The 25,474-nt window shown below is 58.2% G+C and carries 24 protein-coding genes and 1 pseudogene; 9 read left to right on the top strand and 16 right to left on the bottom strand.

Annotated features, from left to right (window positions below; translation table 11 throughout):
• Window position 1 precedes the first annotated feature (1 nt).
• The 3 genes from AC56DI_RS18155 to AC56DI_RS18145 form a co-directional block, all read right to left on the bottom strand.
• Window positions 2-679 (bottom strand): Fe2+-dependent dioxygenase, encoded by a 678-nt coding sequence (locus tag AC56DI_RS18155; protein WP_496347384.1) that lies wholly within the window; start codon window positions 677-679, stop codon window positions 2-4.
• Window positions 680-749: 70 nt separating this feature from the next.
• Window positions 750-3,047, bottom strand: a complete 2,298-nt coding sequence (locus tag AC56DI_RS18150; protein ID WP_496347383.1) for a catecholate siderophore receptor Fiu — start codon at window positions 3,045-3,047, stop codon at window positions 750-752.
• 287 nt (window positions 3,048-3,334) lie between these two features.
• Window positions 3,335-4,498: a type III PLP-dependent enzyme gene (locus tag AC56DI_RS18145; RefSeq protein ID WP_496347382.1), complete on the bottom strand. Its 1,164-nt coding sequence runs from the start codon at window positions 4,496-4,498 to the stop codon at window positions 3,335-3,337.
• A 427-nt stretch (window positions 4,499-4,925) separates the two neighbouring features.
• Between AC56DI_RS18145 and AC56DI_RS18140 the strand changes: the two genes are divergently transcribed.
• Window positions 4,926-6,509, top strand: coding sequence for a peptide chain release factor 3 (locus tag AC56DI_RS18140; RefSeq protein ID WP_496347381.1), 1,584 nt, complete (start codon window positions 4,926-4,928; stop codon window positions 6,507-6,509).
• 61 nt (window positions 6,510-6,570) lie between these two features.
• Window positions 6,571-7,356: a TatD family hydrolase gene (locus AC56DI_RS18135; protein WP_496347380.1), complete on the top strand. Its 786-nt coding sequence runs from the start codon at window positions 6,571-6,573 to the stop codon at window positions 7,354-7,356.
• Between the two features lie 168 nt (window positions 7,357-7,524).
• On the opposite strand, the gene AC56DI_RS18130 is transcribed toward AC56DI_RS18135, so the two are convergent.
• Both AC56DI_RS18130 and AC56DI_RS18125 read right to left on the bottom strand, forming a co-directional pair.
• On the bottom strand, window positions 7,525-8,241 hold the full coding sequence (locus AC56DI_RS18130) for a methyl-accepting chemotaxis protein (protein ID WP_496347548.1): 717 nt from the start codon (window positions 8,239-8,241) through the stop codon (window positions 7,525-7,527).
• 153 nt (window positions 8,242-8,394) lie between these two features.
• Window positions 8,395-8,685: pseudogene (locus tag AC56DI_RS18125) on the bottom strand (HAMP domain-containing protein); the annotation flags it as partial.
• A gap of 1,097 nt (window positions 8,686-9,782) precedes the next feature.
• Here AC56DI_RS18125 and AC56DI_RS18120 point away from each other — a divergent pair.
• The gene (locus tag AC56DI_RS18120; RefSeq protein WP_496347379.1) at window positions 9,783-10,673 is read left to right on the top strand and encodes an ROK family protein; all 891 of its coding nucleotides are present in this window, start codon (window positions 9,783-9,785) and stop codon (window positions 10,671-10,673) included.
• A 24-nt stretch (window positions 10,674-10,697) separates the two neighbouring features.
• Here AC56DI_RS18120 and ampE read toward each other — a convergent pair whose 3' ends face one another.
• From ampE to AC56DI_RS18105, 3 genes are all read right to left on the bottom strand, one after another.
• Window positions 10,698-11,534: a regulatory signaling modulator protein AmpE gene (gene ampE / locus AC56DI_RS18115; protein ID WP_496347378.1), complete on the bottom strand. Its 837-nt coding sequence runs from the start codon at window positions 11,532-11,534 to the stop codon at window positions 10,698-10,700.
• Window positions 11,535-11,537: 3 nt separating this feature from the next.
• Window positions 11,538-12,119 carry a 1,6-anhydro-N-acetylmuramyl-L-alanine amidase AmpD gene (gene ampD, locus AC56DI_RS18110; RefSeq protein WP_496347377.1) on the bottom strand — a complete coding sequence of 194 codons (582 nt, stop codon included), beginning with the start codon at window positions 12,117-12,119 and terminating at the stop codon, window positions 11,538-11,540.
• 107 nt (window positions 12,120-12,226) lie between these two features.
• Window positions 12,227-14,563, bottom strand: a complete 2,337-nt coding sequence (locus AC56DI_RS18105; protein WP_496347376.1) for a DUF1631 domain-containing protein — start codon at window positions 14,561-14,563, stop codon at window positions 12,227-12,229.
• Between the two features lie 318 nt (window positions 14,564-14,881).
• Here AC56DI_RS18105 and nadC point away from each other — a divergent pair, with 318 nt between their 5' ends.
• Window positions 14,882-15,730, top strand: coding sequence for a carboxylating nicotinate-nucleotide diphosphorylase (gene nadC, locus AC56DI_RS18100; protein ID WP_496347375.1), 849 nt, complete (start codon window positions 14,882-14,884; stop codon window positions 15,728-15,730).
• A gap of 83 nt (window positions 15,731-15,813) precedes the next feature.
• On the opposite strand, the gene AC56DI_RS18095 is transcribed toward nadC, so the two are convergent.
• From AC56DI_RS18095 to AC56DI_RS18075, 5 genes are all read right to left on the bottom strand, one after another.
• Window positions 15,814-16,722 carry an ABC transporter ATP-binding protein gene (locus tag AC56DI_RS18095; protein ID WP_496347374.1) on the bottom strand — a complete coding sequence of 303 codons (909 nt, stop codon included), beginning with the start codon at window positions 16,720-16,722 and terminating at the stop codon, window positions 15,814-15,816.
• The gene (locus AC56DI_RS18090) at window positions 16,719-17,552 is read right to left on the bottom strand and encodes a hypothetical protein (RefSeq protein ID WP_496347373.1); all 834 of its coding nucleotides are present in this window, start codon (window positions 17,550-17,552) and stop codon (window positions 16,719-16,721) included. Before AC56DI_RS18090 ends, AC56DI_RS18095 begins: the two co-directional genes overlap by 4 nt.
• Before the next feature lie 8 nt (window positions 17,553-17,560).
• A complete protein-coding gene (locus AC56DI_RS18085) occupies window positions 17,561-18,361 on the bottom strand; it encodes a hypothetical protein (protein WP_496347372.1) in 801 nt (266 codons plus the stop codon).
• 105 nt (window positions 18,362-18,466) lie between these two features.
• A complete protein-coding gene (locus AC56DI_RS18080; protein WP_496347371.1) occupies window positions 18,467-18,925 on the bottom strand; it encodes a hypothetical protein in 459 nt (152 codons plus the stop codon).
• Window positions 18,926-18,938: 13 nt separating this feature from the next.
• Window positions 18,939-19,124: a prepilin-type N-terminal cleavage/methylation domain-containing protein gene (locus tag AC56DI_RS18075; protein WP_496347370.1), complete on the bottom strand. Its 186-nt coding sequence runs from the start codon at window positions 19,122-19,124 to the stop codon at window positions 18,939-18,941.
• Between the two features lie 226 nt (window positions 19,125-19,350).
• Here AC56DI_RS18075 and pilB point away from each other — a divergent pair, with 226 nt between their 5' ends.
• Genes pilB through yacG form a run of 5 tightly spaced genes read left to right on the top strand, consistent with a single transcriptional unit; the run spans window position 19,351 to window position 23,958 of the window.
• Entirely contained in the window at window positions 19,351-21,054 is a 1,704-nt protein-coding gene (pilB, locus tag AC56DI_RS18070; protein WP_496347369.1) for a type IV-A pilus assembly ATPase PilB, read from the top strand.
• A 3-nt stretch (window positions 21,055-21,057) separates the two neighbouring features.
• The gene (locus AC56DI_RS18065; protein ID WP_496347368.1) at window positions 21,058-22,278 is read left to right on the top strand and encodes a type II secretion system F family protein; all 1,221 of its coding nucleotides are present in this window, start codon (window positions 21,058-21,060) and stop codon (window positions 22,276-22,278) included.
• A gap of 2 nt (window positions 22,279-22,280) precedes the next feature.
• On the top strand, window positions 22,281-23,153 hold the full coding sequence (locus AC56DI_RS18060) for a prepilin peptidase (RefSeq protein WP_496347367.1): 873 nt from the start codon (window positions 22,281-22,283) through the stop codon (window positions 23,151-23,153).
• Entirely contained in the window at window positions 23,150-23,761 is a 612-nt protein-coding gene (gene coaE, locus AC56DI_RS18055; RefSeq protein ID WP_496347366.1) for a dephospho-CoA kinase, read from the top strand. Before AC56DI_RS18060 ends, coaE begins: the two co-directional genes overlap by 4 nt.
• Complete coding sequence (gene yacG, locus AC56DI_RS18050) at window positions 23,758-23,958, top strand: DNA gyrase inhibitor YacG (protein ID WP_496347365.1); 201 nt, start codon at window positions 23,758-23,760, stop codon at window positions 23,956-23,958. The genes coaE and yacG overlap by 4 nt, the downstream gene beginning before the upstream one ends.
• Window positions 23,959-23,970: 12 nt before the next feature.
• Here yacG and AC56DI_RS18045 read toward each other — a convergent pair whose 3' ends face one another.
• The 3 genes from AC56DI_RS18045 to AC56DI_RS18035 form a co-directional block, all read right to left on the bottom strand.
• Entirely contained in the window at window positions 23,971-24,186 is a 216-nt protein-coding gene (locus AC56DI_RS18045) for a hypothetical protein (protein WP_324519536.1), read from the bottom strand.
• A 107-nt stretch (window positions 24,187-24,293) separates the two neighbouring features.
• Complete coding sequence (locus tag AC56DI_RS18040) at window positions 24,294-24,983, bottom strand: energy-coupling factor ABC transporter permease (RefSeq protein WP_496347364.1); 690 nt, start codon at window positions 24,981-24,983, stop codon at window positions 24,294-24,296.
• Window positions 24,980-25,447, bottom strand: a complete 468-nt coding sequence (locus AC56DI_RS18035) for an FAD/FMN-containing dehydrogenase (protein WP_496347363.1) — start codon at window positions 25,445-25,447, stop codon at window positions 24,980-24,982. Before AC56DI_RS18035 ends, AC56DI_RS18040 begins: the two co-directional genes overlap by 4 nt.
• Window positions 25,448-25,474 lie beyond the last annotated feature (27 nt).

Raw genomic sequence — 25,474 nt, 5'->3', positions numbered from 1 at the left:
GTCACTCGCCCCACTGGCGCAGCAAGTTGTGATAAGTGCTGGTCAGGCCGAGCACTTCTTCGCTGTCGCCCAACTGGCCGCGCAGTTTGAGAATGTTCATGTCCAGGTCGAACAGCAGCTTGCGCTGCCAGGCGTCGCGCACCCAGCTTTGGGTCCAGAGGAACGCGGCGATCCGTGCGCCGGCCGTGACCGGCTCGACCCGGTGCAGGCTAGTGGCCGGATAGACGATGGCGTCGCCGGCGGCCAACTTGACCTCGTGCTCGCCGTAGGTGTCTTCGACGATCAACTCGCCGCCCTCATATTCCTCCGGCTCGCTGAGAAACACCGTGGTCGAGACATCGGTGCGCACCTGCAGGCCACTGAAGCGGTCGCGTTGCAGGGCATTGTCGACATGATTGCCGTACAAGCCGCCGCCCTGGTAGCAGTTGAACATCGGCGGCAGCATCTGCCGCGGCAACACCGCGGAGACAAACAACGGGTGCCGCGCCAGGGCATCGGCGACCCGTTGCGACAAACTGGCAAACGCCGGCGATGCAGCGGGGAATTGCAGGTTGTGTTTGAGACTGGCGGCCTGGGCGCCAGAGGTCTGCGCGCCATCGACCCAGTTATGGGCCGCCAGTTCGGCGCGTAAGGTCGCAACGTCGGCTTTGCTCAGCACCTGCGGAATATGCAGCAACATCAAGGCGTCCTCGTCGGCACAACGCAGAAGCCCGCGCAGAACGCAGGCTTCAGGGTTGCAGGTAGGCGGTTTAGAAATCGAACTCGGTGGTCAGCATGGCCGAGCGCGGCGTACCCAATACGGCACGGGCACCACTGTTGTTGAGGGTTGCGATGTACTCCTCGTCAAACAGGTTGTAGACGTTCAGGCGCAGGTTGACGTTCTCGTTGATCCGGTAGGCCGCCATGGCATCGGCAACCCAGTAGGACGGGATTTCCGGCATGTTGGTGGTGCTGCGATCAGCCCCCTCGGCGATCAGACGGTCCTGGTCACCGACATAGCGCGCCCCGCCACCGAGGGTGAAGTCACCCAAGGTGTAAGAGGTCCACAGGGTGGCAGTGAGATCAGGCGACCAGCGCACACCGCTGTTCTCGGTAATCACGCCCGCATTGCTACGGCTAACCTGATCAAGCTGCTCGGTGTCCATGCTGGCAATACCGGCCGAGACCTGCCAGAAGTTGGTGATCTGCCCAACCATGCCCAACTCGACACCCGTGACGCGGATCTTGCCGTCCTGCTGATAGCTGTCGCTCAGGGCATCGTAGGACACCTGATTGGTGTTCTCGGTGCGGTACACAGCGGCGGTCAGGTTGAGACGGTTATCCAACAGATCCCACTTGGTGCCCAGCTCGACGTGTTCGGTTTCCTGAGGGTCCAGGTTCGGCTGGCTGTCGCTGGACTCGGACGTCGACAAAGCGAAGTTGGCGCTGCCCGGCGGAGTCAGGGAGTTGGCGTAAGACAGGTAGATGCTGCCGTTTTCCAGCGGTTTGAACACCACACCGGTGTTCCAGCTGGTCAGGTCATCCGAGTTGTCCAGGTCGTAGGGCGTCAGCAGGTAATCGTTGGTCGCCGTGGTGCTGGTGATGGATACCAGCGAAGCACCCTTGCTGTCGGTCTGGTAGTGCTCGAAACGTACGCCGGCGTTAACCGACCATTGCTCGTCCAGATGCAGGGTATCGAAGGCATAGAACGCCGCGGTATCAGTGGTGCCATCGCTGTATACGCCAGATTTGTAAGGCTTACCCATCCCATCATGGGCATTGGGGTCGTACAGGTTGGCATTGGGCACGGCAACGGCCACATAGGTCACACCATCGATGACCTGGTTCGCCGTGGCGCCCGACTCGGTGCGCTGGCTTTCGCGCATAAATTCCACACCGGTAGACAGGTTGTTGCGCAGGCCAAAGGTGAAGAACTCGGTGGTCAGGTTGGTCTGGTTCGCGGCGATCTCGTTTTCCTGGTCGGTCAGCTGACGCGAGCGGGTCACGGTCCAGTTGGCCGGGTTGCTCGAGTTGTTGGCCGACAGGGTGTTGATACCAGTGAGGATACGATCGGTGGTGGTTTTGCCGATGCGCGAAGTGTTGCGCAGCGTGGTCACGTCATTGAGGTCGTGCTCGAATTTGACGGTGAACATGTCGGCTTCGACATCTTCGTAGTCGCTTTTGCTGCCGTAGAAGTTGTCGTTGTCCACCTCGGCGCCGGCATTCAGACGGGCATCGGCGTTGTAGAAACCGTCCATACCGATGGTCGAAATGCCGCCATCAGGGATGTTGTTCTGCCGCACATGCTGGGAGTACAGGTACAGACGGGTATCGGTCTCCAGGCCAAAGGCCAGCGCCGGGGCCACGCCGTAGCTGCTGTTTTCCACGGTGTCACGGCCGTCGACGCCACCGTCGCGGCGCATCAGGTTCAGGCGCAGGGCCGAGTTGTCACTCATGCTCTGGTTGATGTCGGCGGTCAGGTTGCTCTTGTCCGCAGTGCCATAGCCGAGGGTGCCACTGATGGCGTCTTCCAGGGTCGGCAGCTTGGACACCAGGTTGATATAGCCCGACGAGGCGCCGCGGCCGATATCGGAGCCGGCCGCGCCCTTGACCACTTCCACTTGTTCAAGGTTGAACACGTCGCGGCTGACCGCGCCGAGGTCGCGAACACCGTCGACAAAGGTCGAGTTCTGGGTGGAGAAGCCGCGCATCATGAATGTATCGCCAGCCGAAGTGTTGCCGTTCTCACCCAACTGCATGGTGATACCGGGCGTGTTGCGCAGCGCTTCCATCAGGCTGTTGGCGCCCTGCTCGCGCAGGACTTCCTTCTTGATCACCTGCACGGTTTTGGGTGTATCCAGCAGGTCCTCAGTCATCTTGGCGTTGGCACTGCGCTTGGCCTTGTACGGCACTTCGCGCTCGGCGGTGGAGGTCACGCTGGTGCCGGGCAGGTTCAGCTGCGCCTGGCTGGCGTCGTCCTGGGCGGCCATGGCCATGGACGGAATGGCGGCAGCGATCAAGGTCGCGAGGTGGCAGGTCTTGTGGTGTTTGCGGCTGCGAATGGACATGTATTTTCCCCAGTTAGAGCAAATGAGCACCTCTGCCGCACCTCAGGTTTCTGTTGCCGAGTGTGCAATGGCAGAGCGCTTAAAGTTCAATTCGGCGAGGATGATAATTATTACCATTTGCTTACGCAATAAGAATCATCCTCTTTTGAGAAATAATGCTATTCGCAACCAGCCGCCATCGTCACTCAATCCCGAGCCATGCGCCGCCAGGTGGTTTTTCGTCAGGCACAGAAAAGCAAAAACCCCAGCAAGCTGGGGTTTTTGGCGCAACCAGAGAGAAACAGTGGTTACAGGTAGAACGACTTCAGCGGCGGGAAGCCATTGAATTCCACCGCGCTGTAGCTGGTGGTGTAGGCCCCGGTGGACAGCCAGTACAGGCGGTCACCGATGGCCAGGTTGAGCGGCAGGCCGTACTTGTAGTTCTCGTACATGATGTCGGCGCTGTCGCAGGTCGGTCCGGCGATCACCACCTCTTCCATCTCGCCCTTCTTCTCGGTGTAGATGGGGAACTTGATCGACTCGTCCATGGTTTCGATCAAACCGCTGAACTTGCCCACGTCCACATACACCCAGCGCTCCACGGCGGTACGCGATTTACGCGCGACCAGCACCACTTCGCTGACCAGAATGCCGGCGTTGGCGATCAAGGAGCGGCCCGGCTCGAGGATGATTTCCGGCAGGTCGTCACCGAAGTCTTCCTTAAGGAAGCGGATGATTTCCTCGGCGTAGGTTTCCAGGCTGTTGGTGCGGGTGATGTAGTTGGCCGGGAAGCCGCCACCCATGTTGATCAGCTTGAGTTCGATGCCGTCTTCTTCCTTCAGACGCTCGAAGATCACTTTGACCTTGGCAATCGCCGCGTCCCACACCGAGATGTCGCGCTGCTGCGAGCCCACGTGGAACGACAAGCCGTAAGGCACCAGGCCGAGGTCACGGGCGAGAATCAGCAGGTCCATGGCCATGTCGGTCTGGCAGCCGAACTTGCGCGACAGCGGCCAGTCGGCGGTGGTCGAGCCTTCGGTGAGGATACGCACATAGACTTTCGAGCCCGGCGCGGCCTTGGCGATGTTGCGCAGGTCGGCTTCCGAATCGGTGGCGAACAGGCGCACGCCCTTGTCGAAGAAATAACGAATGTCGCGGGCTTTCTTGATGGTGTTGCCGTAGCTGATGCGCTCCGGGCCGACACCGCGTTCCATGACCTTGTCCAGTTCATAGATAGAAGCGATGTCGAAGCTGGAGCCTTTTTCCTTGAGCAGGTCGATAATCTCGACGGCCGGGTTGGCCTTGACTGCGTAGTAGACCTTGGCGAATTCGAAGCCGGCGCGCAGGTCGTCATAGGCCTGGCTGATGATCGAGGTGTCGATCACCACAAACGGGGTTTCTTGCTTGTCGGCGAACGCCTTCATTTTCTGAAAGGTTTCGCGCGAGTAGTAGTCTTCGACCTTGATCGACATGCTGGGGGCTCCATATGGGCAAAGCAAGCTAAGGGTGCTTGTAAAGGGGTGGCGCGCCGTGAGGCCGCCGCGAACGCCTGTATCTGTATCCCCACTTTGGTTCGCCTACTTCCCAAGGCTTGTCGCCGAGAATCGAAAATCGATCTCTCGTCGTCAGTACTTGAGCCGCATGGATCGTTGCCAGCATGAGCGTTCGGGCGCGAACTTTAGGACCATGAGCGCTGTAGATCAATCAATAATTGCCGCCATTTCGCAGTGCCTTGTCGCCTTGTCGATTGACTGTTCTTGATTCAAAACAACGCGTCATAAAATGCTGCACAAGGCCTGCGGCCACGGCCTGCCAACCGGGCGCCGCTCGGGGCGCTTTTACCGCTATAATCGCCGCCTTTTTTGACAATCCGACTATCAGTCGATGGGTTTCCCGAGCATGAGCATCCAGGCCACCGAAGTCGCCAAACGCCGTACCTTCGCCATCATTTCCCACCCGGACGCCGGTAAGACCACCATTACCGAGAAGCTCCTACTGATGGGCAAGGCGATTGCCATTGCCGGCACGGTGAAGTCGCGTAAGTCCGACCGCCATGCCACCTCCGACTGGATGGAGATGGAAAAGCAACGCGGCATCTCCATCACCACCTCGGTGATGCAGTTCCCCTACCGCGAGCAGATGATCAACCTGCTCGACACCCCCGGCCACGAAGACTTCTCGGAAGACACCTACCGCACCCTGACCGCGGTGGACTCGGCGCTGATGGTGCTGGACGGCGGTAAAGGCGTTGAGCCGCGCACCATCGCCCTGATGGAAGTCTGCCGCCTGCGCGACACGCCGATTGTCAGCTTCATCAACAAACTCGACCGCGACATCCGCGACCCGATCGAGTTACTCGACGAGATCGAAGCGGTGCTGAAGATCAAGGCCGCGCCAATCACCTGGCCAATTGGCTGCTACCGCGACTTCAAGGGCGTGTACAACCTTAAGGACGACTACATCATCGTCTACACCCCTGGCCACGGCCACGAGCGCACCGAGACCAAAATCATTCAGCACCTCGACTCCGACGAAGCCCGCACCCACCTGGGTGACGAGTACGCGCGCTTTATCGAGCAGCTGGAGCTGGTCCAGGGCGCCTGCCATGAGTTCGATCAGGACGAATTCATGAATGGGCAACTGACACCGGTGTTCTTCGGCACCGCGCTGGGCAACTTCGGTGTCGACCACGTCCTCGACGCCATCGTCGACTGGGCGCCAAAGCCACTGGCGCGGGTCGCCAACGAGCGCACGGTGGAGCCGAACGAGGAGAAATTCAGCGGCTTCGTGTTCAAGATCCAGGCGAACATGGACCCAAAACACCGCGACCGCATCGCATTTATGCGCATTTGCTCGGGCAAGTACGAGCAAGGCATGAAGATGCGCCACGTGCGCTTGGGCAAGGACATCCGCATCGGTGATGCGCTGACCTTCTTCTCCAGCGAACGCGAGATGCTCGAAGAGGCTTACGCCGGCGACATCATCGGCCTGCACAACCACGGCACCATCCAGATCGGCGACACCTTCACCGAAGGCGAAGCGCTGGGCTTCACCGGTATCCCGCACTTCGCCCCGGAACTGTTCCGCCGCGTACGCCTGAAAGACCCGCTGAAATCCAAGCAACTGCGTCAAGGCCTGCAGCAGTTGGCCGAAGAAGGCGCGACCCAGGTGTTCTTCCCCGAGCGCAGCAACGACATCATTCTCGGCGCCGTCGGCGTGCTGCAGTTCGATGTGGTCGCCAGCCGCCTGAAGGAGGAATACAAGGTCGAGTGCGCCTACGAGCCGATCACCGTGTGGTCGGCGCGCTGGATCGACTGCGGCGACAAGAAGAAGCTGGAGGAATTCCGCAACAAGGCCGTGGAAAACCTCGCCATCGACGGCGGCGGTCACCTCACCTACCTGGCCCCGACCCGCGTCAACCTCAGCCTGATGCAGGAACGCTGGCCAGACGTCGAGTTCCGCGCCACCCGCGAGCATCACTAAGCAGAGCCCGGCTGCGGTCATTCGACTTGCAGCCGGATTGTCGGCGCCGGAGACTTAGCCCATGCGCCTGATCGATACCCACACTCATCTGGATTTTCCTGACTTCGATGCGGACCGCGGCGAAGTGCTGGCGCGCAGCCGGGCGCAAGGTGTCGAGCGCCTGGTTGTGCTCGGGGTATACCAGGCCAACTGGCAGCGCCTGTGGGACTTGGTGCAAAGCGACGACGGCTTGTACGCCGCGTTCGGCTTGCACCCAGTTTATCTAGAGCAGCATCAGCCAGAGCACCTGGAGCAGTTGCGCGACTGGCTGCAACGCCTGGCCGGCCATCCCAAATTGTGCGCTGTCGGCGAGTTCGGCCTCGACTACTTTCTGACGGAGCTGGACCCGACGCGCCAGCAACAGCTGTTCGAGGCGCAACTGACACTGGCTGCCGAGTTCGAGTTGCCAGCCCTACTGCATGTGCGCCGCGCCCATGGGCAAACCATCGCCACCCTCAAACGCTACCGCCTGAAACGCGGCGGCATCATCCACGCCTTTGCCGGCAGCATTGAGGAGGCCAGGGAATACCTAAAGTTGGGCTTCAAACTCGGCATTGGCGGTGCCGCCACCTGGCCACAGGCCTTGCGCCTGCGCAAGGTCTTCGCCGCCCTGCCGCTGGACGCCATCGTGCTGGAAACCGACAGCCCCGACATGGCCCCAGCCATGCACCCTTACCAGCGCAACAGCCCGACATTTCTCCCCGACATCTGCACCGCCCTGGCGGCACTCAAGGGCATCGCCCCCGAAGAACTGGCCAGCGCCAGCAGCACCAATAGCTGCAACCTGTTTGGCTGGCCGCACGCATAAAAGGCCATTGCGCTAAACATGCGAGAGGCTTTTGTAGGAGCGGATTTATCCGCGAAATACGCAGCTAACACCGCGTCTAGGGCGTGACCGCGTTGCGACAGTCAACAGGTACACAGCCATAAAAAAACCGCCTTACGGCGGTTTTGAACTGCAAACTTCAGCCCACCATCAGGCCTGACCGCGCACGCGGAAAGAGCTGATCAGTTGCTTAAGCCGCGACACATGGTCGGACAGCTCGCGACTGGCCTGTTCGGTCTGGCTTGAGCCCAGGGCTGTACGCTCCCCCGCCTCATTGATCGCCACGATGTTCTGATCGATATCGTGGGCCACTGCCGTTTGTTGCTCGGCGGCGGCAGCAATCTGCTGATTCTGGTCAACGATCATGCCGACCGCACCCAGAATATTTTCCAGCGCCTGTTGCACTTTGGTTGACTGGCTGACCGTGTCGTCGGCCATCTTGTGGCTGCCGCTCATGGCTTTTACCGTGGCCGCCACACCGCCTTGCAACTTGGAAATCATCTGTTCGATTTCCTCGGTCGACTGCTGGGTGCGCTTGGCCAGGGTCCGTACCTCATCGGCCACCACGGCAAAACCGCGGCCCTGCTCGCCGGCACGTGCCGCTTCAATCGCCGCGTTAAGCGCCAGCAAGTTGGTCTGCTCGGCAATGCCCTTGATCACTTCCAGCACACGACTGATCGACGCACTGTCGGCGGCCAACTGATTGATCACCGCCACCGACTGGTCGATGCCGCTGGCCAGGCGCTGAATGCTGCCAACTTGGGAGTCCACCAACTCACGACCACTTACGGTCTCGTCGTTGACGCTCTGGGCGCTGCCCACGGCCGCAGCGGCACTACGGGCCACCTCTTGGGCCGTGGCCGACATTTCATTCATGGCCGTAGCCACCTGTTCAATCTGCGAGCGCTGTCCAGCAACGGCCTGGTTGCTCTCACCAGAGACCACCTCAACGCGATCAGCCTGACGCTCGACCTCAATCACCGTATGGCCAACACGCTCGATCAGGTCGTGAATCTTGACCACGGTGTCATTAAACACGTCACCCAACTCACCCAGCTCGTCGCGGCTCTGCACTTTGTAGCTGACGGTCATGTCGCCGGCAGCCACTTTGTCCATGACCTGACCGAGGCTTTTCAGGGTAGTGCGGGTCGACACATAGAAGCCGCCATACAGATAGACAATCGACAGGAACACCACCACCAGCGCAACGAACAGGAGGATGGTTTGCGAGCCTTTCTGCTGCAGGCGCTCAGACAATTCGGCCTGCAAAAACACCAGAGTCGCATCGTTAACCTGATAGGTTTTCTCCATTTCGCCGCTGATTTCGGCGAAGAACTCCGACCAGGAGCCCTTCAGCGACTCGGCAAGAATGACCTTGTCTTCGAAGACCTTGGCCAGCTCCTTGAGGGTTTCCTGGCTCGCGGCGGTACGATTACCCAAGGCGCGCTGGGCGCCAGGGCTGGCGGCCAAAGTTTCCTTGATCTTCAAACCGTATTCGGCGTGCAGCTTCTCCATCAGCAGCAAGGCGTCTTCCAACTTGACGCTGGCGCCAGAGTCGAGAAAACCAACGCCCAAGGAGTAGGCACCCACCGAGCGTCCAGTGGCGAGCACTGCAGTCACTTGTGGTGTGACATTCAGTACCAACTCAACCATTTGCCGCACATCACGACTGTCGTCCTGGCTCAAGCCGGACTCCGAGGCCACGCTCTTGATGAACAGCTGCACCTTGGCGAGCAACTCTTCGCCTTGGGTACGTTTGCTGCTTGGCGCAACCTGAGACTTGATGGCCCGCATGGCATTCAGCAGTTCATCACGTTGCGCATTGAACTGCTCAATCTGCTGGGCGTCATGACTGACCGCCTGCAAAGCGCCAAGCTGTTCAATGAGCGACTGCTCAAGCTTGGCAATCCGCGCATCGGCCTCAGCCGAACTGCTCTCGCCGAGCATACGACTGATCAGGGCCAGGTCATTGACCTCTTCCAGATCGCGACGAATTTTAAGGGTACTGCCCAGCAGCTCGAGGCTTTCCAGCTCCGTACTGGTGCGCACGTACTGGTCATAGGAGTCGCTCACCAAGTAGTAGTTGGTGACCGCCATGGGCAGAAAAAATAAGACACTTATCAAACTGAATTTCATGCCGAAGTTCAGTCGATTCATCAGCGCGATGGCCGGATACAACACGGTCTTCACTAGACGCCTCCTGTTACCATTATTTTTATAGGCTGCTGCCCGTTTTTACGGACAAGAATACCGCTTAGTAACTCGCATCTCCCTCACCAGCCGACCGGCAACACCGGTATCCTGCGACCAAGACTGTGCCCGAAAGGCACCCACACCCTGAACGCTCAGCAAGCAGCACAGCCTGTATACCTGATATCGGCCCATTGCTCTGTAACTTAAGGTTAAGCATGGATTCATCACTTCGCCTGGGCATTGACCTGGGTGGCAGCAAAATCGAGATATTGGTCCTGCAAGGGAGCCAGGAAATCCTCCGGCGACGCTGCCAAACACCTCAGGGCGACTATCCCGCCACCCTTGCGGTTATTTGCAGCCTAGTCGAAGAATGCGAGCGCGAGCTAGGCATGCAGGGCAGTGTGGGCATCGGCATCCCCGGCACGCGCTCTCCCGATCACGGACGCATCAAGAACGCCAACTCCACCTGCCTGATCGGTCAGGACCTTGCCGGCGACCTTGAACAGCGTTTGCAGCGCCCCATTCGCCTAGCCAATGACGCCGACTGTTTTGCCCTGTCCGAAGCCAGCGATGGAGCAGGCGCCGGGGCCACTAGTGTATTCGGGGTAATTCTCGGCACTGGCGTGGGCGGCGGCATCGTTATCAACGGTCGCTTGCTGGCGGGTCCTAATGCGATTGCCGGCGAATGGGGTCATAACCCCCTACCCTGGCACCAGCCAGCAGATGGCCCGCCGAGGCGTTGCTACTGCGGCCTGGATGACTGTATCGAAACCTTTCTGAGTGGCCCTGGCTGGGCCGCTCGAAGCGGTCTTGGGATGGACGCTGCGAGCATCGCCCTGGCCGCCAGCCAGGGGCTACCAACTGCGCAGCGAGCACTGGAGGTTTACGCCGAGCGATTGGCGCGCAGCCTGGCCAGCGTGATCAACGTGCTAGACCCGGAAGTAATCGTCTTGGGCGGCGGGCTGTCGAATATCGACGCCCTCTACAATCTCGTGCCTGGGCAGCTAAGCTGTCATGTGTTCTCTGATCAGGTCAACACGCGCCTCGTGCCTGCTCGTCATGGCGACTCCAGCGGAGTACGCGGCGCCGCCTGGTTATGGCCCTAAACGGCTAGCCCGCCATAATTTGCGTTACAGCAGCAGGGTCCACACTGCAAAACCCGCATACCAAAGCAAGGCACTGCGCACCAGCATTTGCCACAACGAATCGAGGCTGTGCAGACCGGCCTCCCCCGGAGCGGACGCCGGTGTATTGGCCGCCGCGCGCCCCGCATGATCGACCAACTGGGCGGCTGGAATCTGCCAATTCAGCAGCTCGTGCAACAGTGCTCGGCTCACCGACAAAAAATCGCCGACCAAGGCAAAGCTACTGGCCAATACCCGCGCGGGCAGCCAGTCAAACCCATGCCGCAACTGCTGCGCATGCTCACGCAGGGCGACTTGCTGCGCCTGCTCAGTGGTCAATGCCAGCAGCCGATAGGCCAGTACGGCAACCGGGCCGAGCAGCGCATACCAAAAAATCACCGCAAAGAAGCTCTGATAAGCCTGCCAAAGCAGGTAACCCTGCACGCGGGTCAACAGCTCAGCAGGCTCATCGGCCTGCACACCCAAATCGCGCGCAGCCACCAAGTAGGCCGCCTCCATGTCATCGCGGCGCCAGGCATCGCGAAATGGCCCAAGCGCCGCCAGCACATCACCGCGCCCCAAGCCGTAGATCAGCACCAGCAAATGCACCGGCAAGGCCAGCCAGCCATAGGCAACTGACTTGAGCAGCACCAGCAACACGCCGAGCAACAACACAGGCACCAACACCAGCAGCGCCAGGCTTAACCAGGGCGACGCCTGCAAGTTCGGCGCAGCCTCTATCTTGGCCAACTGCCGGAGCCAGCCACCATCCTGCTGGATACGCTGCCTGCCGGCAGAAAACTTTTCGACCCACACGGCCAGCAACAGCACCAAAAAACTCATCACTTACTCCTTGATAGGGCGGGTCACAGCCACTGAAGCGCCCAGCAACGCCGCGCGTAAACGCGGCCAGTCAAAGGCCGAACCGGGATCGGTCTTACGACCCGGGGCAATGTCACTGTGGCCGCAGATGCGCTCGACACTAAGCGCCGGATAGGCCGCCAACAGCTGCCGCACCAACGCCAGCAGGGCGTCGTATTGCGCATCGCTGTAAGGCAGATCATCGGTGCCCTCGAGCTCAATGCCGAGGGAGAAATCATTACAGTTCTCGCGCCCGGCAAAGCTCGACACACCGGCGTGCCAAGCCCGCTGCAGGCAGGAAACAAACTGGCTGATCTGGCCATCACGTTCGATAAAGAAGTGCGCCGACACGCGCATGTCCGCAATACCGGCAAAATACGCGTGCTCGGAGGCGTCCAATCCCGAGGTAAAGAACGCCTGCACCTTGCCCGTCCCAAACTGCCCAGGAGGCAGGCTGATATTGTGCAGCACCAAGAGGGATATTTCCCCGTGCGGACGTTCGTTGCAGTGGGTCGAAGGACAATGACGCACCCCGGCGCACCAGCCAGTGACAGGATCCAGCAGCATTAAAAACCCTCTGAGCACTTACTTTAACAGCCTGCCGGCGATTGTAGCGCACCCTATAAACGACAACGCCCGGCCAAAGCCGGGCGTCGCAAGCCGCGCAATAACACTCAGGTGGCTTTCAGGCGCCGCAGATTACCGATCACCGACTCCAAAGCGCGATCAAACAGCAGGGCATCATCGAGAAGGCGAATAGCGTTGCGGCGAAACTCCACCGCCAGCCCCATGCGGGTTTTCTCCAGCACTTTCATGCCGGTCCGATTAACGAAGATGAACTTGCCGGTAGGTTTGATCACCGCCGCCAATTTGCAGCGCAGCTTGTGCTCCTCATCTTCCTGAAACTCGACCCAGCTACCCACCCGCAAGCCATCAACCTGGAGCAAGGCCTCATCATCGTCAGCCAGATGCGCGTCCACTTCCTGCTCGCGCCGCTCGCCGGGCGCCAACAGGATAATTTCTTCGACCACCTCAACCATCGCCGGCTCGTCAACCGGTTCCAACTCGGCGCTGGCTGGCAGCTCTAGCAGCGGCAACACACTGGCCACGTCGGCCGCTGGCAACACCTGCACAGCTTCCTCCGCGAGCGTCGGCACACTGGCTTCAGCATTTTCAACAACGGCCGGCATGGCCCTTTTGAAGCGCTGAAAGGCCTGCACATGCAAGACTTCCAGGCGGGTGAAGAACTCGCTGGTAACGAAAGGATCAATCCCCGCGCTGTCCAGCCCTTCACGCAAGCTTCTCAACAGCCCCGGCACCAGCTCCAACAAGCGCAGACGAGCCTGGGGATCGTCATGGGGCTCAACGCTCCACACCAGCTCATCCATGGTCACCAGCACCGTTTGCCACTGCTCGGACTCCACCCCGTGCTTGAGGCACGTGAGCATCAGCACCTTGCTCCAGGCCTCCTGCAGCAAACGCACCACCGCCTCTGGAAGCGTCTTACCCAGCAAACGCTGATTGAGAGCCTGCTCGACCTGCTGGCGCGCCAGCTCGGATTTTGCCCGTCCTTCCTCGGCATCGCGGGTGCGCTGCTCAAGCAAATCGCTGCGCCGACGCTCATCGCCGGTAAAGGCGACAAACTCAGCCAACAACTCGGCAAAAATGGCCGGATCATCAGCAAAATCATTCAACAGGCGCTGCACAACCTGGTCGATACGCTGATACAAGGTGTCGCGCTGCGCATCGTCCTGATCGACCCAGCCCAGCGCCGCCGAGGCTATTTCATTGAGCAAACGCCGAGCCGGATGACTACCGCGACTGAAGAAAGTCTTGTCCAGCACCGCGACTTTCAGCATCGGAATTTGCAAGCGTGCAATCAGGGCTTTCAGCGAATCAGGCAGGGTGCGGTCATCGAGAATAAACTCGAACAGCATCGACACCAGGTTGATAACGTCCTCATCCACCTCGCCTACCACACGCGCCTTACCACTCTTGGCGCTGGCGCGGCCGAGCAGCGACTCCAGCTGATTGCGCAGGTCAAACTCGTCAGCGGCAGCCGCCGATTGCCCCGGCAAGCGCTGCTGAATATGCGACAGCAAGCGCATCAGATCATTGCTGGAGATCGGCACCGCACCCGCAGGTAATTCGCGCGCAGGCATACCACTACCACGCACCTCGGCCAACAACGACTGCAGCACGCCAAAGACTTCCTGCATGCCCTCATCGCCGACACCGCCAGAACCATCAGCAGCCGCAACACCATCCGTACGGGCACTGCGGCCGGCAGCAGAACGCTCGGGGTTTCGCCGCGGCGGAGTGGACTTAAGCTCTGGCAGCACGCCTGCAGCAATAAGAAGCTGATTAACCTCGGCATACAGCTGATCGAGATCGCCCAACACTGACTTCTCGAACAGCTTAAAGATGATCAGCTTGACCTTGATCTCTACGCCGAGATCACGACAGGCCTCCAAAAACGCCTCGCACAGCGCACGCGGACCTAGGGGGTTGTTCTTCTCATCAATCTTCTTGCTGACCAACGCATTCAGGCGGGTAGTCAGGTGCCCGAGCGCCATACCATCACGGTTCATCACCTTGGAGACCATGGCATCGACGGCGACCGACTCTTCCAGCTGATCGTTTTGCACCAGCGACAAGGCGTCAAACGACACCGCATCCAGCAGCGGGGCCTTGCCGATTTCATACTGATTAAGGGTGGCGAAGGATTCGAAAATCTTCTGCAGAAAACCGCGCTCAATGGTTTTGCGCTTCAAGCGCAAATCGCGCATGGCTTCAAAAAAGGCATTTTGCTCGACGTTACTGGTGGCCCGATCAGCCATTTCAAACAGCGAATCATCGGCACTGTCGAACAGCCCCTGCAGGGCTTGCTTGAGCTGCTGGGCAGCCTTGTCACGCACTTGAGTAAGCGCCACGGGCAGTCTTCCTACCGGCGAAATGGGCGGGTGCTGAGGGGCGACCTTATTCAGGTGCACCACGTTCGCATCGGTCATTGCGAGTCTCCCGCAGAGGGTGCCACAAAGGCAAACCCAACTGCACAGCGATCAACAGGGCGTCGTCCATAACGTCAAGGGCCTGGCGTCAAATCAAATGAGTAATCTCATTATAGGGACGAGCACGCCACCACCAAGCTACCAGACCTGCAGACATGACCTGCGTCACAGATGCACGCCAGCAACCTGCGAACGGTTGCTGGCGCACGACCAACGCGCCCTCTGGGTGTAGCAGAAAGCCGGCCGAGCAGCACAACCGACGCTGCAACGGCGGCCCGCAGCCCCTATAATCGCGCCATTCTGAATGCGGAGCCCGTCATGCCCAACCTGATTCTTGCCGACCTGCGCAGCGAAATCACCGCCAACGTCCAAACCGCCCTGCGCGAAGACCTGGGCAGCGGCGACATCACCGCCCAACTGATCGCTGCCGAGCGCAGCGCCAGCGCACGCATCATCACGCGTGAGGCTGCGACCATTTGCGGCACCGCCTGGGTCGACGAGGTGTTCCGCCAACTGGACCCAAACGTCAGCGTCAACTGGCTGGTGCAAGACGGTCAACGGGTCACTGCCGACCAGACCCTTTTCACCCTGCAAGGTCCAGCCCGTGCGCTGCTCAGCGGCGAGCGCAGCGCCCTGAACTTCCTGCAGACCCTGTCCGCCGTCGCCACCCATAGCCAGCACTACGCCGATCTGGTTGCCGGCACCCAGGTGAAGCTGCTCGACACCCGCAAGACCCTGCCCGGCCTGCGCCTGGCGCAGAAATATGCAGTGACCTGCGGCGGCTGCCACAACCACCGCATCGGTCTGTACGACGCCTTTCTGATCAAGGAAAACCACATCGCCGCCTGCGGCGGCATCGCCCAGGCAATCCAGGCCGCGCAGCAGATCGCCCCCGGCAAACCGGTGGAAGTGGAAGTGGAAAGCCTCGAAGAACTGCAACAAGCCCTGGACGCCGGCGCCGACATCATCATGCTCGATGAACTCAGCCTTGAAGACATGCGCACCGCCGTAACCCTCACCGCCGGCCGCGCCAAACTCGAGGCCTCCGGCGGCATCAACACCAGCACCCTGCGCAGCGTGGCCGAAACGGGGGTGGATTACATATCGCTGGGTACGCTGACCAAGGATATAAAGGCGGTGGATTTGTCGATGCGGTTGAGTCTTTAGGTGCACCAATTTCCAGCCAATAAAAAGCCCCGCGTCCGGGGCTTTTTATTGGCTGAGCTACTTTTCACGACAATCAAACTGAACTAGCTAACCGGCTTTTTCGCATCCTCAAGGATGCGAAAAAAAACTGTTTCAAGCGAAACGGCCGGTTTGACGCTCAGCAAATGCCCGCCAACTTGGTTGAGTTGCGCAATAAACGCCGGCAATTCAGCTTGCAGAATTTCAGCCTCGAATTCCCCCTGCCTCAATTGCTTAGCATCCGCGATGATCAACTGATCGGCATTAAAGCGCACCAGCATGTGATCAGCCCGCTCAGCCGCCAACTCACGCGGCGAACGAACCGTTAACAGCTCGCCCTTATTGATAAAGCCAAAGCGATCAGCAATACGCTCAACGTCATGCAACACATGGGAGGTGAAGAATATCGCGCCGCCTTGCTGCTTAAACTCAGAGAGGATATTCACTACATCTTTACGCCCGACCGGGTCGAGGCCCGAGAGCGGCTCATCCAACACCAGCAGCTTGGGTTGCACCACCATGGCATGCGCCAAAGCAACCCGCTGAACAGTGCCCTTGGACAACTCGCGAATACGCCTTTTGGCCGACGCACCAATGGAAAAACGCTCAAGCCAATGCATGGACCAGGCATCGGCATCCTTACGCTTGATGCCATACATCGAGAGCCCCATGCGCAGGATTTCCAGCGGGGTGAACTGCTCATAGAGTGCAGGCGACTCAGGCACAAAGGCTAAATGCTGACGCGCATCTGCACGATGAGCGTCAACGCCATAAATGCTTACTGTGCCCTGATAGTCGTTAATGATGTCGAGCATCACCTTGATGGTGGTCGACTTGCCCGCACCGTTAGGCCCAACAAAGCCAAACACCTCACCCTCAGTCAGGCTAAAGCTGACATCACGCAATGCCTGCACGACCTTACCTTTGACGCGAAACGTTTGGCTAACGCCGTGAAACTCCAGTGCAGCACTCACGGCTGATCCTCCATACCGGCGATCTTCATTTTCTTTAAGATGATTTTCCCCGCGCGCAATTCGTAGCCGAGCCTAAGCGGATCGTCTGGCAAGGCCGGCATAAAACCTGCCTCGACCAACTGCTCAAGCCTGAGCAATGCACCGCTTTTCGCCTCGAAGAGGCGCTGGGCGTCGCGGAGTGCGACCAGGCCTTGCAAACGCACGACCCGTTTGTCGAGCATTGCTCGAAGCTTCGGATCGCTAGAAGCGTCCCGCTGCTGAGCTAGGTAATTCAGAGCCAACTGTTCGTCAGCGAAGGTTTCCGCTTGGAGCATCACCGCCAGCTTACGAAAGCCCGCCGCGTTACCAGTTGCGCGCTGAGCCGCCAGTTCCAGCGCTCGACGAGCCTCAGGAATATCCTTATTGAAGAACGCCTGATTAAAGCCATAGAAAAACGCCGGCAATTCATCCCAGAAACGACACTGCATAGCCTGACGCAGCACCCCAGTACCCTCACGATCTGCTCCACCCCACGTAAGCAGGCCGTTGGCCAGGTAATAGTTATCTTCATGGCATGGATTTAGGGCGGCCACTTCTTGCTGGGCTCGCATGAGGTAACTGGTATCAACCCGCCCCCATTCAAACCCAGTAGCAGCCAGCCGCATGACCTCTAGGTTGGCGGCGAGAAAACGATCTCCTCCAAACAGCACCAGCAATACCGGTGCTGCGATCACAACGCGGCCTTCGATTACTGGCGTCTCAAGCACAGGGGTATGAGCACGCCACTGCGCAGCAGCGGAGAACAGCACAAAGCCAACCAGTGTAAGTATCAAAGACCAATACCGATGCATGGGCATAGTCAAGCGAAGCGCTTGCGTTGCAGCGCCCAAACCGCCAGCGCCAAAAGGGAGGCAGCATAACCCAAACTGCTTAAAACGAGCCAAAGCCAGTCAGAGGGGAGAAACTCCATCTTGCCGTAAAGTGCCAGCATGCGCAGATCCAAAGCACCGAGATCTGGCAGCAAGTAGCCCAACAAACCAAGGCTGGCGCGATAGCCTTCAGCATTGCCTACCAGCGAGGCATCAAAGCTTAGCAAATCAACGATGGCGCCATAGGAGCGCGCTACCAACATAAAGCCGAAGGTGCCTATAAGGACGAAGCTAGGGGTCGAGGCAACCACTGCAAGCAAGGTCGCGAGTGCCGCCAGCACCAGAAAATCGAGAGCGATAAAGGCAAAGACAATAAATAAAGGCAGCCCTGTCGCCACTGGCGTGGACTGAGGATAAATACCCGCAATAAAATTCACGAGCAGAACCTGAAAAAAAGCTAAAACCAGCAAAAACACACCCAGAATCGCCAGCAGCGCAGCAAAACGGCCAAGTAACAAGGCGCCGCGTGCTCGCGGGTATGCCAGCGAAGTCAGGTAATAACGCTTATCAAATTCACGAGACAAAAACTCCTGCACCAGCAATACAACCAGTAGAGGCACTAGCAAACGAATAGTCGACACACCCACATCCAGCGCCACAGTCGCAGACTGACGCCCACCGAAATATGCAGATAACAATGTGGCTAGCGCCACCACCAACAAAATGCCGCCAGCCATCAATGCAAAATTAGCCTTGAACGCTATAAGCAATGAATTAAAAAACTCTCTCAAAATCAGTACATCCGCGAAACTGGAGAAGAAAAATCAATACAAAAAAACCAAAACTCTAAGAAACAAAAATGGGGAAGTAAACTTCCCCACCTAGCAGAGCAAATCTTAATTCGAACGGGTCGCAACACCAGCAGCCGTGCAAAGCTGGCCATCAAGCGCAGTTGGACCAACAGCACCGCCAGATGTACGACCTTGATAAATCGACGCACCCTGGGCAGTTGCAGTATTAAACGCAATTGCTGGATTTTGACATGCCACCTGACCAGCCGGAACAGGAACCGTATTAGTGCAAACCGATTCAATAGTACGGGTTGCTGTTCTGCCATTTTCGTGACAACTGGCAACTACAATCTCACCAGGAGTGCCTGGAACAGGCAAGCGGCAGAAATAGTTAGCGAGCACACCATTGGACAAATTCAACGTAACGTCATCAGCCAACAAACCACAGTCAGTTAAAACAATGCGGTTACCTGACGCTATGGCCTCAGGAGCATTGTCGGTTGCAAAGGCGCTTGACGTAAATACCGAGGCAACAACACCCAAGCTCAAAATAATTTTTTTCATTTTATTCACCACCTTAACGCATTGCCGAAGAGAACGTAGTCACAATGTTCTTGTTATCTGCAAGAGCCAGTGAATCATTCGCCTTCGCGCGATAATCGTTGAACTGCGGAATAGCGATAGCCGCGAGAATACCGATAATCGCGATAACGATCATCAACTCAATCAGGGTAAAACCTTTTTGTTTCTTGAGAGACTTCATGGACAAGCTCCTATTGTGGTTAAGGTCGACGACCTAAGGCCAAGCAAAGCACAGACCGTGCCACCAGAGAAAATCAGCCACCAGGCAGCAGACAAGTCCACACACGCCTCAGCCAATGCCTAATTTTGAGCATCAAGTGACGATTTATGTCACCCCAGGATATGTACATTTGGCAGACGCTCGCTACTGGGCTATAAGGCTGAGATGTTTTAAGCGAGCTGCCCTCATGAATGACGTAGTGAACCTGTCTGGCCTGGCCAAACAAATGGTCCTTGCAGAACTACTGGATGAAAAAGCTGCGCAGCTGGCCCAGCAGCAGGCCCAGCGCAACAAACTGTCGCTGGTCACTTATCTGGTGCAAAATAAGCTGGTAAAAAGCCGTGCATTAGCCGAGCTTGCCGCCGATCAATTTGGAGTGCCCTTTGTCGACTTGGGCAGCATCGACAAAGAAGGCCAACCAAAGGAACTAGTAAGCGAAAAGCTGATCCGCCAGCACCGCGCACTCCCCCTTTGGCGCCGCGGCAATAAGCTCTTTGTCGCCGTATCGGACCCCACAAATCATCAAGCTGTCACCGACATTCAATTCTCCACAGGCCTGACCACCGAGTCAGTACTCGTCGAGGATGACAAGCTTGGCGAGGCCATCGAGAAATTTTTCGAAACTTCCAATAGCGGCATGGAAGACCTAGCGGATGTTGACCTTGATGGACTGGACATCCAATCTGTCGATGAAAACGCCGAAGACAAAACCGAAGGCAATGCCGCCGATGACGCACCGGTGGTGCGTTTTATCAACAAGATGCTGCTGGATGCCATCAAAGCGGGCTCATCCGACCTGCACTTTGAACCTTACGAAAAAACCTATCGCGTACGCTTTCGCACTGACGGCATCCTCCAGGAGATCGCAAGGCCACCAATTCAACTAGCGCCGCGCATCTCCGCACGTTTAAAGGTTATGGCCAGCCTGGACATCTCCGAGCGGCGTAAACCGCAAGACGGTCGCATAAAAATGCGCATCTCGAAAACCAAATCCATCGACTTTCGCGTCAGCACCTGCCCGACGCTGTGGGGTGAGAAGATTGTGATGCGGATTCTTGACTCCGCCAGCGCGCAGATGGGCATCGATGCCTTGGGCTATGAGGAGTCGCAAAAAGAGCTGTATATGACAGCCCTCAAGCAACCCCAAGGCATGATTCTTGTGACCGGCCCCACCGGCTCGGGCAAGACCGTTTCGCTGTATACGGGCCTGAACATCCTTAACACCGTGGACGTAAACATCTCCACCGCCGAAGACCCGGTCGAGATCAACCTGGAAGGAATTAACCAGGTCAACGTCAACCCCAAGCAGGGCATGGATTTTACCGCCGCTTTGAAGTCCTTCCTGCGTCAGGACCCGGACATCATCATGGTGGGCGAGATCCGCGATCTAGATACCGCCTCCATCGCCGTCAAGGCAGCACAGACCGGGCACATGGTGATGTCGACCCTGCACACTAATAGCGCGGCCGAAACCCTGACCCGCTTGCGCAATATGGGCGTGCCATCATTCAACATTGCCACCTCAGTCAACCTGATCATTGCCCAACGCCTGGCGCGCAAGCTTTGCAGCCACTGCAAAAAGGAAGTGCAGGTTCCTCGAGAGGCATTGCTGGAAGAAGGCTTCCCGGAAGACAAGATCGGCACCTTCAAGATTTATGGCCCAGTAGGCTGCGAAAACTGCAACCATGGCTACAAGGGCCGTGTCGGGATTTATGAAGTGGTTAAAAACACGTCGGCCTTGCAACGGATTATCATGGAGGAAGGCAACTCCATTGATATCTCTGTGCAAATGCGCAAAGACGGCTTCAACGACCTGCGCACTTCGGCCCTGCTGAAGGCCATGCAAGGCGTGACCAGCCTCGAAGAAGTAAACCGCGTGACTAAGGATTAAGCCATGGCCGTTAAAGAACTAAAAACCAGCACCTTCCTCTGGGAGGGTACTGACAAGAAAGGCGGCATAATCAAGGGTGAGACAAGCGGGCAAACACCCGCACTGGTTAAGGCACACCTGCGTAAGCAGGGCATAAACCCCACCAAAGTACGCAAAAAACCCGTTTCACTGTTCAATGCGGGTAAGAAAATCAAGCCCATGGACATCGCCCTGTTTGCCAGGCAAATGGCCACCATGATGAAAGCTGGCGTGCCGCTACTGCAATCGTTCGACATCATCGGCGAGGGTATCGACAACCCAAACATGCGCAAACTGGTGGACGACATCAAACAACATGTCGCCGCAGGCAATAGCTTTGCTGCAGCCCTGCGCACACGGCCGCTGTATTTTGACGATCTGTTCTGCAACTTGGTTGATGCCGGCGAACAGTCTGGCGCACTGGAAAACCTGCTTGATCGAGTCGCCACCTACAAAGAAAAAACTGAGGCACTTAAAGCCAAAATCAAAAAGGCTATGAACTACCCCATGGCTGTAGTGGGCGTTGCGATTATTGTGACGGCTATTTTGCTGATCAAAGTAGTACCTCAATTCGAGTCTGTATTCGCAGGCTTTGGCGCGGAACTGCCTGCTTTCACGCAAGTAGTGGTAAATCTTTCACGTGGCCTGCAAGAATGGTGGTATTTATTCATTGCCGGCATATTTGCAGCGGTCTTCTCGTTCAGCGAAGTGCATAAACGCTCAGAGAAGTTTCGTGACAGCCTCGACCGCGCATTGTTGAAAGCCCCCATAGTCGGCGACATCATCTACAAATCATCGGTCGCGCGCTATGCCCGCACCCTTGCGACCACTTTCTCTGCCGGCGTGCCACTGGTTGAAGCGCTTGACTCCGTGGCTGGCGCGACAGGCAACGTTGTATTCAAGAATGCGGTTAACAAAATCAAGCAAGACGTAACCTCCGGCATGCAACTGAATTTCTCCATGCGGTCCACGGGTGTATTCCCCTCCATGGCCATCCAGATGACCGCCATCGGTGAAGAGTCAGGCGCACTCGACACCATGCTCGAAAAAGTTGCGGGATATTACGAAGCCGAAGTGGATAACGCCGTTGACGGTCTTACCGCACTGATGGAGCCGTTGATCATGTCGGTATTGGGCGTATTGATTGGTGGTTTGATCGTTGCCATGTACCTGCCCATCTTCCAGCTCGGCGCGGTAGTTGGCTGACCATGACGCTTATGTCCTTTCTGGCCAGTCACGTGCTGGCCTTGATTCTTTCTGCGTTGCTACTGGGCCTACTCATCGGCAGCTTCCTCAACGTCGTCGTCTACCGCCTGCCCAAAATGCTGATGCACGACTGGCAAGCTCAAGCCCGAGAAATCCTCAGCCTGCCAGCAGAAACCGACACACCAACCTTCAACCTGATTCTGCCCAACTCCAGCTGCCCGCACTGCGGCCATGAAATCAAGCCGTGGGAAAACATCCCCATCTTCAGCTGGCTGTTTCTGCGCGGCAAATGCTCGGCCTGCAAAGCCCATATCAGCACACGCTACCCCCTGGTAGAGCTGACCTGCGGCCTCCTGTCGGCCTATGTGGCCTGGCATTTTGGCTTTACCTGGCAGACAGGCAGCATGTTGCTGCTGACCTGGGGCCTGCTGGCCATGAGCCTGATTGATGCCGATCACCAACTGCTGCCGGACGCTTTGGTTTTGCCGTTGCTGTGGATCGGGCTGATCGTTAACCAGTTCGGGCTATTTGCCAGCCCCGCAGACGCACTCTGGGGCGCTATTGCCGGCTATCTGAGCCTGTGGTCGGTGTATTGGCTATTCAAGCTGGTCACTGGCAAGGAAGGCATGGGCTATGGCGACTTCAAGCTGCTGGCCATGCTCGGCGCCTGGGGTGGCTGGCAGATTCTGCCGCTGACCATTCTGCTCTCGTCCCTGGTGGGCGCAGTGCTCGGGGTGATCATGCTGCGCCTGCGCAACGCCGAAACCAGCACACCGATTCCCTTTGGTCCTTACCTGGCCATTGCCGGCTGGATTGCCCTGTTGTGGGGTGAGCAGATCACCGCCAGTTACCTGCAGATCGCCGGCTTCAAATGAGCAAACCCTGGACCCTAGGCCTGACGGGCGGAATTGGTAGCGGCAAGAGTGCGGTAGCACAGTGCTTTACCGACCTCGGCGTCAGCCTGATCGACGCCGACCACGCCGCCCGCTGGGTGGTTGAGCCCGGACGCCCAGCGTTGGCGCAGATTGCCGAACGCTTTGGCGAAGGCGTTTTGCAGGCCGATGGGCAACTGGATCGCGCAGCCTTGCGCGGCCTGATTTTTCAGGACCCGGCACAACGTCGCTGGCTGGAAGCCCTGCTGCATCCATTGATTAGCCAGGAGATCAGCCGCTACTTGGCCAGCGCCCAATCGCCTTATGCCATTCTGGTGTCGCCGCTGCTGATAGAATCCGGCCAGCATCACATCACCCAACGGATACTGGTGATCGATGCGCCGGAGCACCTGCAAGTGCAGCGCACCATGCAACGCGACCAGGCCTCTGCCGAACAGGTTCAGGCGATCCTGCAGGCCCAGGCCAAACGCGACGAACGCCTTCGCCACGCCCACGACGTGCTGGTCAATGACCGCGATCTGCACTGGCTGCAAGGCGAAGTCGAACGCCTCCATCACTTTTATCTGACCCTGCGTAAAGGCCAGCCATGAAACCCGTTACTACCGTTAAATGCCCCACCTGCGAAGCGCCCGTGGAATGGGGCCCGCAAAGCCCGAGCCGGCCATTTTGCAGCGAGCGCTGCAAACTGATTGATCTCGGCGCCTGGGCCGCCGAAGAGCACAGCATTCCCGGCGACCCACTGGAAGACGAGCTATTTTCTGGCGACCTGCCACCTCGACACCACTGATCCCGCCCCGCCTCATGGGCGCATAAAGCCGTAATCGCGCCCGTCGTCGAGATTCTCTGCCAGAAACTGCAGCTCCTGAGCCAAATCCGCTGCGCTGCGCTCCTGCTTACTGCACTCCACCACCGCACTCAAAAGCGCCCGCAGATACAACGCAGGCTCATGGCCGGCGGCTTGCGCCGCCAACAAGCTGCGTTGCAGATCGTGTTTTGCCAACGCGTGAACACTCATCACTCAGCCCTCCAGAATTTTGAGATGCCAGCATGGCGCCACGTGCCGCGGTGCCGTTGATGCAGGTCAATGGCGAGCCGCTCATCCAGCGACCGAATCCAGCACCATCAGCGCGAGTGTTCGTCATCCTTCCACGGCGCCTGCAGGTAACGCGTGCGATTGAAGGTTTCCAGCCAATCCGGACAAAACACCACCAACGCAGTGACCAACGTGCCATTGATAAAAGCCTCAGGAAAGGTCACTAACCACAGGTAGCCGATAAAGTCATCGAGCCACGGCGGCATGGCAAAACGTCCATCCAGCGCCAACAACCCCAACCCCGCCAGCAGGCAGCACAACGCCGCCAAGGCTGCCGGAAAAAATCCACAACAGAAGATGTACACGAACAAGTTGCACGGCTGCGCGCGTTCGACCAGCAGCGCGCAACCCTCAGTGATTAGCACGGGCAGCAGCACCAGCAGGACTCCATTCACCCCCAGCGCCAGCAGATCCTGACGCCCGATGGCAATCAGCCCGATCTGCGCCAAAAGACCGCCCAGCAGCGCCAAGGGCCAATCCAGCAAGAGCGTCACCACCGTCATACCGATAAAATGAAACGACACCCCAGAGTCGAAGTCACGCCGCACCAGCCAGAGTAAAAACACCCCCAGCACCGTGCCGAACAGTAGGTGTTGACGGCGACTGTCACTCAACACCTCAAGCCAGGGCGCGCGCCAGGCGGCCCACAGCAGCGCCCCTGCGTACACACCAGCCCCCAGCCAAAGGGTTGAGGGTGCAAGTAACTCGGCGGCGATCACGGCGCCAATGCTTCCAACGCATCGCGCAGGGCGCTCGCCTGGGTAAAGGTTTGCTGAGCCTGCACGCGCCCCTGCTGCAACTGCAGCCAAAGCACTGCGTCATTCTCGACCGGGTAGCGCGGCGCGATGCGCGCATCACGATCCAGCATCACGCGGTAGTTGTAATCACGCATCGCGGGGACGGCAAACGCCGCAGCAATCACGGAAGGCATGCGACTGATATCCGCCAGAAATACCGCTTTACGCGACTCCAGATACCCTTTGGGCTGCTGATCCAGCGCAGCAGCCAGCAACTTGGCACCCGCCATACTGCGCGCCACCAACAAAACCCGCGCATCATCATTCAAGCTGTAAGGCTGATCGAACTGATCCAGCAAGGTCCAGGACGCCAAACGCTCGCCCACTTCGACAGCCTGCGCACAGGTCGCCGACAACGCCAACAACACAACAGCCAAGAACCTCATTACCACTCTCCTTGCACAGAAAAACCG

Source organism: Pseudomonas sp. BGA-UO-ETr-WB11 (assembly GCF_059567785.1).
Note: the sequence above shows the minus strand (reverse complement) of the source record. Positions and strands in the feature narration are given on the sequence as shown.